This is a genomic window from Aequorivita capsosiphonis DSM 23843 (assembly GCF_000429125.1).
Taxonomy (GTDB): Bacteria; Bacteroidota; Bacteroidia; order Flavobacteriales; family Flavobacteriaceae; genus Aequorivita; species Aequorivita capsosiphonis.
Genome location: NZ_AUBG01000023.1, coordinates 1 through 9,236, shown reverse-complemented (window position 1 = coordinate 9,236; position 9,236 = coordinate 1). Strand labels below are relative to the sequence as shown.

Genomic DNA, 9,236 nt, shown 5'->3' with positions numbered 1-9,236 from the left:
AACGTTTAGTATAAAAGAAGTAGGGCTGTAAATAAGCAATTACCTTTCGGATTATCAACAAGCCAAATCTTTTGCATTTTGTTTTATATTATTTCTCTAAAAGCCAAATCAAAAGATTTGGCGACCTTGTAAATGTGCCAAAACATTGAGTTTAGCACTTACTTGCCCTATTTTTTTTATACAGTGTTAGCAAACGTTTTTTCGCGACACATTTAGTAATTCTTTAAATCGATAAATAAATTATAAAATCTTTTACGGTCTATTTTTCGGTCAACTGAATCTTCTGTATCAGCTCCTTCTTTATTTATTTCGTCAAAAAATCTTCTAAATCTTTCCAGCAGATCATCTAAAGCGATTTGCTCTGAAGATTTGAAATGGATCCTATTTTTTGATAGAAACGCTCGTAAATTCCCAACTTTACTGTCCATTTCGAATTCTCTAAATGGACTATTTTTATTTATTATTTGTCTAATTGAATCAATAGAAACATCTGTAAAATTATCTTTATCTACGCAATCAGCATTTGAATATTGAGAATTCACTTTTACACGTAATGAGGAAATTCCAACGTTTTCAATATCAGAATAATAATCTGTATAATTTCCACACGATGTATTTTCAAAGGTTATTTCATCTCCTTTAAACGCTTTAAAAAACATTAAAACTTTATCTATTGTTAAATCGTTATTCATATTATATTTTTTGAATTTTTCTCAATTATAATTACACTTCATTTTTTTTAAATGTTTGATAACGGTTTTATATACGTTATTAGCAAACGTTTTCTTTTATATTCTTCATTAATTTTTCTGAAATTAAATCAGATATTAATTCACTGTCCATATTTGGATTAATTTTCAAATCAACTTTTTTCTTTTGAAAAGATAAATTTGCTTTCGTATTCAAGTCTTTTTTTAATTGCTTTAGCATAATTTATTTTTTAAAATAGTTAGACATAAAATGTTTGTTCAAATCCTCTTCAAAATAGTGTTTTCTTTTTTTCCATATAAAACCATCCCCTTTACTTATTATGGCTACATCAATTGGACCGCCAACACTTTCTTCACTTGAAGATATTCTGCGTTTTAAATATGTTAAATATATTAAACTCTCTGCCATTTCTGCTAAATCTTCCTTTGATAAAATTGCGACGGTTTCTACAGTTGGTATAATTTGCTTTTCTCTCTGGACTTTTAATAATTCATCTCTAAATTCGTTTGTAATTACACTCAAGTCCAAACCTTTTATTTTTGCTGCTAAATCAGGTTTTTCAACTTCCAATAAACCAACTAAAGTTTCATTGTATTTATTAAGTAACTTTTCAAAAACTGTTAGATATGTATAATCTATTTGCGGGTCAACACCTTTGATAAACATATTTATTACGTCAGTTTGAGCATATGGCATAATTGAGCCGTTATTAATGTCGGATATTTTGTCCGATGAATCATTAAAATACCTTAATCTATCGTCAATAACTTCTGCGACTTTAATAGAAACAATGGAAGGATAAATTTCCACTTCTCCAAATCCACCGAATACTAACCCAGATTCCAGACCGATAAAGTTATCTGTTCTTAAATGATAATAATATTGCTCTACAATCAATTTTCTAATCTCATCTGATAATTCAATTCCTTCAAAAATGATTGCTATTACTTCTTTTATTCCTTTATCTGCGAAATTAATAAAGCTCTCTAAATCATAATCTTCATAATCTTTTAAAATATTTTTCGCGTCTTTTAAACTGTCTACATTACCCTTAACTTTATCAAGAATATTTTCTTTAAACTCTATAGATAACTCTTCTTCTGTTTTTCCATCAGAAAGGTTTTTAGCAATTTCATCTTTAAGTATATTTAAATTCCAATAAACAAATTGTTTTAAATTATGTAGTTGACTTTCTTTATTCGTATAAAAGTTTTTCAATTTTAAAAAAGCTACGAAGTCATTTTTATAATCTTCTACAGTATCAAAAAATTTTTCGCCTAATTCTTTACGGTATAGCTTTATAATTGTTTCCCAAGGTATTGACATAAAAGTTGAAGTGCTATAAATCATTATTCCAACAGGTTGATGTTTGGATAAAGTAAATATTTTATTAGCAGTATTATATATTTTTTTCTGATTTCCACCAGTTACTGTAACAGCACTATCAGCTGCCATTGTTATTCCATTTTTATTTAAAATTCCTATTACTGCTGTCATTTTTTAAATGTTTGCTAACGTGTTTGTATATGAAACGTAGTGCAGAAAATAAGCAATTACGTTTCGGTTAAGCACAAGCCGAATTTTTAAATTTTTCTAATTATCTTTCTTTTCTCAATTAGCCAAATTTAAAAATTTGGCGACCTCGCAAAAATGCCCGAACCTTCGTGCTGGCAATGGCTCGCACTATGTTTTATATACGTTGTTGCCAGCTGGCTTTTCGCGATATCCTTCGATAAACTCAATAATACTTTCTTTTATTAATTCGTGAAACTCCATTGCCGATTCCGCATTTATTATGTTCGGATGTGCTGCTTTATTTCGATATTCGCTAACTATTGTATTCAATTTTTTCATATAGATTTTCTCTAAAATATTACTTTCAAAATACTTATTTACGTATTCTTTAAAGCTCTGTAAAAGTTTACTTTGGGAAAGTGTGTTTCCGTCCTTCTTTAGCAAACCGATAATAAAGTTCATTGTGCCAAAGGTATATTTCCGGTCATCTTTCTTTATAGCTTTTGCAAAAGAAACTGTTTTGCTGTTGCTAAACTCATTAGCAGTTAAATTATCCCTATCAATATTTTCATTTATTAGAAACTCGTGGTAAGAGTTGAATAATTTTATTAAAATTTCGTTTTCCAATGCTCGACTATATTGAATAATAAAAGGGGAATAATCAGCGTCCTCTAATTCATTGATTTGGTCTAATAAGTACTCCGCTTGCGGAATGAACTTTTTGCTTTCAGGTTCTAATAAATCCCATAAAGTAAACCATAATTTTACTTCATTGATGTAACTCTTTATGCCTGTTTTTTCTTTGACTAATAAATTGAGTTTTTCATCTAATTGAATTTGCATTCTCAAAATTTTACTTTCTTCGTTTCTTGGAAGGCTTTTAATCTTTTTAAAATCATTAGTCAAACTTCTAATTTCATCTAATACAGTATCAATTTTTTTGTCAATAGTGTTCGTTTTATCAATAAGTAAATCAAGTTTTACTATGATTTCATTACTGAATGAAACCTTGGCTTTTAATGTTAGATTTTCTTTCTGAAGTTCAGAATTTAATTGATTACTGGTTTGTAGTTTAGCCTTTATTTCCTTTAATTCTTTTTCTGTCAAAAACTCAAGATTGTCTTTTGTTAGAAGACGTGTATCTAAAATAGGTATTTGAAAATTTTTGATATCGCTTACGGATATTAAAGGCATAGCAACACTTTTGATGTTTTTTTGAATTTGCTGATTAAACAACTCCCTACCTTCTAACGTGGTCAAATATGTTTTTAAATATTCATTGTTTTTTGAGCGAAGAATAAATAAATGAGGTCCTGCTACAGATGGTTTTGCATTTTTATTGTGAATATATAATTTTTTAAAATCGCTGTATATTCTCGGGATTACTATATCGCCTTCTTGTAAAATAGTATTAGTTCTTTTTTCCAAATCTGCCTTATCAATAAATCTCGAATTATCATAGATAGTTAATAGTCCATCTTTTATATTTTTTGGATGTAATAATTGATAATCGCCACTATCTTTTTTATCTAATTTTCTGTTATATCCAATAATGACTTTCGACAATTCATTAATTGATTTTGTTTCTTCGCTATTTAAAATATTGTCTAATTCTAAATGCTTTGGATGATGAAAGTTAGTATCCCATCTTTTATGTAAAAGTTTCTTTTCAATAAAAAATCCATTTTTTCCGTTATTAAAATTACTTAACGTCTCATCGGAATTAGAATATGGAATAAAATGGGTCTTATCATTTTTTACATTTTTTTCAATAACTACTATTGATGTTTTAATTCCAGTTTTTTGAAAATGCCCTGATGGTAAAGAAATAATACTTTTTAAGTGGTTTTGGCTTATAACTGCATCTCTAAACTTTTCCAGATTAGTACTGAAAAGTAGTCTTTCAGGCACTAAACAAATTAAAACACCTTTAGCATTTAATAAATTCATCGATAATTTTATGAAGACGTTCTCAAAATCATCTTTTCTTCCATCTATTTGAGTTCTACCATAGGGAAAATGTGAAATTATAGCGTCGTATTTTTTTTTGTAATTATGTTCAACGCTATTTATATTTTTGACATTCAAATCAGGTGAAATGAAATTGGCTATATCTACAATATTTTCATTAATTTCATAACCTTGGGAACTACAATAATCTATGTGAAACAAAATGTTCCCTAATCCACAACACAAATCAATTACATCTTTTGGTTTATACGACCTTCCAATTTCAGCCATCAGCCAAGAAATATCATTTTGGGTAGAGTGGTAGTCAAAATTCCTATTGGATGCGAGATAGTCTATTATTTCATCTTTGTCATATTCCTTTGGTTGTTCTTTTATTTCGCTTAACAAGTTTGCAAGATTATATGGGTCTAAACCTTTACTTCTTATATTCTCTGAAATTTCTTTTATATTTTTCATAGATTTTAGTTGGTAGTAAATGTTTTTTTAGCTTGCTGGCAACGGTCAAGTATAAGCGTAGTGCGGGGTTTCGGAGCGATTCACTGTCCGCATACCGTAAAGTTTATTAGGAGCAAAAACGCTCATTATTAGCTGTTCAGCCCGCATTACGCTTATACAATGTTGTAGGGCGTTTTTTCTTGTTCCGTATTCTCTCGTATTATTTTCTTCAACAACTTTTCTCTCTCTTGAATGTACTCTTTAAAGTTTTCAAATTTCAGGTCTATTGATTCGGGTATCAAAAGTGAATTTCTTATCCCAAGGTTATGTTTCTCTTGTTTTTCTATCCAATTCTTTAATTCTGATTTGTTCTTAGATTTATTCTGTTCTTCTGAAAGTAAAGCCAAATTCAATACAGTATTCCAATGACTTTGATAGAACTCAACGTCTTCTTCGTCTTTTAGAAAGCTGAAATCTGAATTTTCAAATTGACTTCTTGGGTGTAGATGGTCAATATTTGGATTTTTGAAATCAAAATTGAATTTTGGAAATAGAAGCGACAAAACATAAAACCCATCTAAGCTGTCATATGAGGTCCTAAGTATATTTTCTAGCTTTTCTTCGTCCATTAAAAAACTACGGTTCGTGCCTTTGAACTTTTCCTTTAGCTGAACTAAAGGGAAATCCCTTTCGTGGTTTTTTTCAATCACTTGCTTAATTGATTTTAAAAATCCGTCTGAACTGCCACCGAATAGCTTATTTAAAAGGGATAGATGAAGATAATTTTTAATTATTGATTTATTTCTAACGTGCTTATTATCCTTGTTAATCTCGTTTGAACGGTCTTTTAAGTAGATGTAGTAGATTATTGGAATAACCGCATTTTTTGACCGTAAAGAATGATTGTTAAATGAAAGTGATTTTACAAGTTCAAAACTGGATTTGATGCTTCTGGTTATTTTACCCCATTCAGATTTTATTTTTTGGATTGTTTCACCTTGAAAATTTTTTAAAGCAAATCTGATGTCTGGTGAGAAAAGTACCAAGCAAGTTTTTAAAACAAAATCTTGATTAATTCCAAAACCAATGTCTTCTACTTGTCTGATTAATTCGTCAATTTCTTCACGTGCACCTTTTGTAGATTTCCCTGATTCCCAAGATGCTGTTATAATTGACATTAATAAGTCAGCGAAAGAAAGTGTAGTTCCGCCTGAATTCGTTCTTATGAATTCATAAAGTACTTTGTCAAAGTCTTGATTTTTTTCTAGGAAGAAGTTGATTATTGGTTTTTCATTGGTCAGCTTATAAAGCTTTAACAATGTCTCTCCTGGAAAACCACCAATATCAAGGTCGTTTTTTGAAAGATAAGTAATTACGCTATGTTCGTTCTGAAATTTCAGAATTTCTCCAACTTCAAACCAAAAGCAATCAACTTCAAATCTTTTACCTTCTTCATCTACGACTCCTTTAGTTTTTCTTTTGTTTTGTCGTTCGTGTTCGTTATGGATGAGAAAGCGAAAATCATAAACTTTCTTTTCTTCATCATCAACAATAGGATTTAGAATATCAAGATATAATTTCCTACTTGGATAGTCTCGCTCATCTTTTTGATACTTCTTTTTTCTGTAAACGTATCTTTTGTAAGCATATGTGCCTTTTAGACCTATATACAAACTATTCAGTCGCTGTTGTCCATCAATTACAGCTTTAAAGTCTTTATAGCCATTAGTGTTTCTCTCTTCGTTGTTTCCCCCTTTGTACTCAATGTACTTTCTCAAAAAATCGTAGAAACGAAACTGATTCTTAATATTCGCATCTGTTACAGACCAAAACATAAATGTGTTTATGGGATAATCCTGCATAATTGAGTCAAAGAGAAATTCGACTTGTTTTGTATTCCAAACGAACCGTCTTTGAATCGAGGGAAGAAGCAAGTCTCCTGAATCTATATTGTCTATTGCTTCCTTTATAGTTATAGCTTTCTCTAATTCGTTTGCCATTTCAGTTTAATATTTCTCTGTTGGTTCAATGCTGTTTTAAATGCCCTACAACGGTTTCGTATAACCGTCAGTTACGCGTTAATAAGCGTTAATATTCGGTTTAGCACAGACGTTAGCAATTCCGAGTGGATTCGGACGTAGTCGAATCCGCCGTAATTGCGGTTATACATTGTTGTAGTGCGTTTTTTATTCTCCAAGAGCTATTAAAATTCTATAAAATTCCTCTCCATTTTTGAAACTAAAGTAGCCATCTTGTCCACCAAGTTTGTCCATAATGAATGTGTATTTAATACTTACAACCTTTTCATTGTCTTTTTTGTCAATTATTTCGGCTTTTCCAGCTTTTAATAATTTCAAAAACTTTGATTCATATTCGGTGAATTTTAATTTCCCTTTCCATTCTTTTTCAGGAAAAATCAAGTCAGATTTTAACGAATTCAGTTCGTCAATTTTGCTTTTAACGCTTTGGTCATAAAAATCCGCTAAATCATTTTGAAAAAGAGTAATTAATTCATTCTTGTCAAATAGAATAAGTACTTTTTCGTTTTCCGTTCCGACTTTTATAGATTTTTCGTCTATTCCGCTCAGCTTTATATTTTTATTTTTTGTTCGAGCGATAAATGAACTGGAACAGCTTGTTATTCCAAAAATTAAAGTCAGTAATAAAGTTCCAATTTTTCTATTCATTTCGTTTTTCTCAAATGCACTACAACGTTTTTGTATATGAGCTGTGGCGTGTCTCGGCACGGACCTCTCCTGATAAAAACCGGCTTTGGAAAATCCGCAGGATTTTCCAAATGTGGACTGACCAAGCCATAGCTTATATACTGTGTTGTGCGTTCGTACTTTTATTCAGCTTATTATTTTCTCCTTCTTTTTCTTTTATAATTTTTCGCAAAAAACTTTGGTTTAGGTAATTCATTGTCCACAATTTCAATTCCTTTATTTCTTAAAATCATTTCAATCAATTCAGGTGTTTGGTCAAATTGCATTGACAAATCTTTGATTGTAACGCCTTTTAAATAACGTTCTTGAATTTTTTGTTGTTCAGAATCTGTTATGTGTTTGTTTTTTAAATCAGATGTGTTTGGAATTTTTGCTTGGTAATTCTGAAGAACCTTTATAATGTCAGATAAAACAGTTGGATTGATTTTAATTGAATTGTTTTGATTTTTTGAGTCTATAATACTTTGAGTAATTTCTATATACAATAATCCTTTTTCGTGTTTAACCAAGTCAATTAGAAAATCACTTTTATCAAATTCAAGTTGAGTGGTTTCTAAAATTGTTTTCATCGTCTTGGTCAATAATTTTTTTAATATTCCACATTCCATTTTGGTAGGGAACCATAAATTTCGTAAAATCTTTGCATTAAAGTTCCCTCAACAAAATTTGGAATATCTCGATTTTTTTTGTCGAAGGTTTCATACCAATAAATATCTAAAGCCTCAATATTTTCTGAAATCAGTTTTGTTTTCCAAGTTCTTTTCCGAGCATCTCCAAATTGTTTGCCATTAATTAATCTATCGCACATTCCTCCCAAACGTACTTTTGTATTTCCGTTTTGCATTACTTTTCCAGATGAGCCGATGTAAATCAACTCAATTTTTCCGCCTTTTAGAGCATAAACCACGTAAACTCCAATTCCGTTATTTGGCGCGTTGCAAACTTTTTTTAAATCGTCTTTTTCTGAAAAAAAGAAATGACCATTTGATTTGTATTTTTCTAATTCATCAAACATAACGATTGGTTTTTTGTATGACGCACAACGTTGATGTATAAGGAAAGTTGCGTGTTTGTGTGCGAGGATTTTCCGAAGGAAAATCAGAAGCTAGCAAACGAGCAACTAACTTTGGTTTAGCTAAAACTAGCAATTTTTTTTATACGGTGTTGGCGTTAGTTTTTTTTATTCCGTTAATATTTTATTCAGTTTTGGAAATTCATTTTCTATTTTTCTATCAGGTTCATAACCATATTCCAATCCTGCGTTTAATAGTCCTTTTAGAGAATTTTTCCGTTCAGATTCTAATTCGGAAGCGATTTTTATAAATTCCGATTCTCCCATTTTATAAACTATTTCGGATGTAATTATTCCTAAATCATAACAACCAGCTCCACCACCACACCAAAATTCGGTCAATTCAGATAATCCGTTTGAGTTTTTATTCAGAGTTTGAGTAATCAGTTCCGATAATTTTTTATTCTGTTCAAACGATTGGTTTGTGTAGAGTGTATGTCCAATTTCAATTCCGTCAACAACTTTTTCTTTACAACTAAAAAGTGTAAAAATCAGCAAGAAATATATTGTTAAGTTCTTCATTCTCAAATGTTCGTTAAGGCACATAGTTTACAAAGTTAAAGTCACATGCTTTACACTAGATTCTGACTTAGTCTAATTGATACTTGTTTATCTCTTATTTTATTTTCATTAAAGTAACCTAAAAATACGTCTCTATAAAATACTCTCCAAATTCCGTTTCCTTGATCTTCAACTCCTACGTATTTGCCCTTAAGTCCAGCAGTTAAATATACCCAATAATATGACTTCCACCGCAGGGATGCATTTTGGCATACTTTCATCACTTTCATGGTTGATGGATAATC

General features: G+C 30.2%; 10 protein-coding genes. All 10 read right to left on the bottom strand.

All coding sequences use genetic code 11. The features are described 5' to 3' along the window. Positions 1-212 precede the first annotated feature (212 nt). The gene (locus tag G440_RS0115565; RefSeq protein ID WP_026452160.1) at positions 213-692 is read right to left on the bottom strand and encodes a hypothetical protein; all 480 of its coding nucleotides are present in this window, start codon (positions 690-692) and stop codon (positions 213-215) included. A 79-nt stretch (positions 693-771) separates the two neighbouring features. After that, a complete protein-coding gene (locus G440_RS21265) occupies positions 772-930 on the bottom strand; it encodes a hypothetical protein (protein ID WP_157418025.1) in 159 nt (52 codons plus the stop codon). Between the two features lie 3 nt (positions 931-933). Further along, on the bottom strand, positions 934-2,208 hold the full coding sequence (locus G440_RS0115555; RefSeq protein WP_026452159.1) for a hypothetical protein: 1,275 nt from the start codon (positions 2,206-2,208) through the stop codon (positions 934-936). 186 nt (positions 2,209-2,394) lie between these two features. Next, entirely contained in the window at positions 2,395-4,653 is a 2,259-nt protein-coding gene (locus G440_RS0115550) for an N-6 DNA methylase (protein WP_026452158.1), read from the bottom strand. Positions 4,654-4,805: 152 nt separating this feature from the next. After that, positions 4,806-6,632 carry a DUF262 domain-containing protein gene (locus tag G440_RS20110; RefSeq protein ID WP_051285423.1) on the bottom strand — a complete coding sequence of 609 codons (1,827 nt, stop codon included), beginning with the start codon at positions 6,630-6,632 and terminating at the stop codon, positions 4,806-4,808. Between the two features lie 186 nt (positions 6,633-6,818). Next, the gene (locus G440_RS0115540) at positions 6,819-7,319 is read right to left on the bottom strand and encodes a hypothetical protein (protein WP_034259727.1); all 501 of its coding nucleotides are present in this window, start codon (positions 7,317-7,319) and stop codon (positions 6,819-6,821) included. A gap of 173 nt (positions 7,320-7,492) precedes the next feature. Beyond that, complete coding sequence (locus G440_RS0115535) at positions 7,493-7,927, bottom strand: hypothetical protein (protein WP_157418023.1); 435 nt, start codon at positions 7,925-7,927, stop codon at positions 7,493-7,495. 20 nt (positions 7,928-7,947) lie between these two features. Then, positions 7,948-8,373, bottom strand: a complete 426-nt coding sequence (locus G440_RS0115530; protein WP_026452155.1) for a hypothetical protein — start codon at positions 8,371-8,373, stop codon at positions 7,948-7,950. A 165-nt stretch (positions 8,374-8,538) separates the two neighbouring features. Then, on the bottom strand, positions 8,539-8,952 hold the full coding sequence (locus G440_RS0115525; protein ID WP_026452154.1) for a hypothetical protein: 414 nt from the start codon (positions 8,950-8,952) through the stop codon (positions 8,539-8,541). 50 nt (positions 8,953-9,002) lie between these two features. After that, positions 9,003-9,236: hypothetical protein (locus G440_RS21420; protein ID WP_034259725.1), on the bottom strand; the 234-nt coding region annotated here is incomplete at its 5' end.

Bases quoted from the DNA above. Each gene is read 5' to 3' on its own strand.
- G440_RS0115565 (WP_026452160.1), bottom strand. From the start codon at position 692: ATGAATAACGATTTAACAATAGATAAAGTTTTAATGTTTTTTAAAGCG.
- G440_RS21265 (WP_157418025.1), bottom strand. From the start codon at position 930: ATGCTAAAGCAATTAAAAAAAGACTTGAATACGAAAGCAAATTTATCT.
- G440_RS0115555 (WP_026452159.1), bottom strand. From the start codon at position 2,208: ATGACAGCAGTAATAGGAATTTTAAATAAAAATGGAATAACAATGGCA.
- G440_RS0115550 (WP_026452158.1), bottom strand. From the start codon at position 4,653: ATGAAAAATATAAAAGAAATTTCAGAGAATATAAGAAGTAAAGGTTTA.
- G440_RS20110 (WP_051285423.1), bottom strand. From the start codon at position 6,632: ATGGCAAACGAATTAGAGAAAGCTATAACTATAAAGGAAGCAATAGAC.
- G440_RS0115540 (WP_034259727.1), bottom strand. From the start codon at position 7,319: ATGAATAGAAAAATTGGAACTTTATTACTGACTTTAATTTTTGGAATA.
- G440_RS0115535 (WP_157418023.1), bottom strand. From the start codon at position 7,927: ATGAAAACAATTTTAGAAACCACTCAACTTGAATTTGATAAAAGTGAT.
- G440_RS0115530 (WP_026452155.1), bottom strand. From the start codon at position 8,373: ATGTTTGATGAATTAGAAAAATACAAATCAAATGGTCATTTCTTTTTT.
- G440_RS0115525 (WP_026452154.1), bottom strand. From the start codon at position 8,952: ATGAAGAACTTAACAATATATTTCTTGCTGATTTTTACACTTTTTAGT.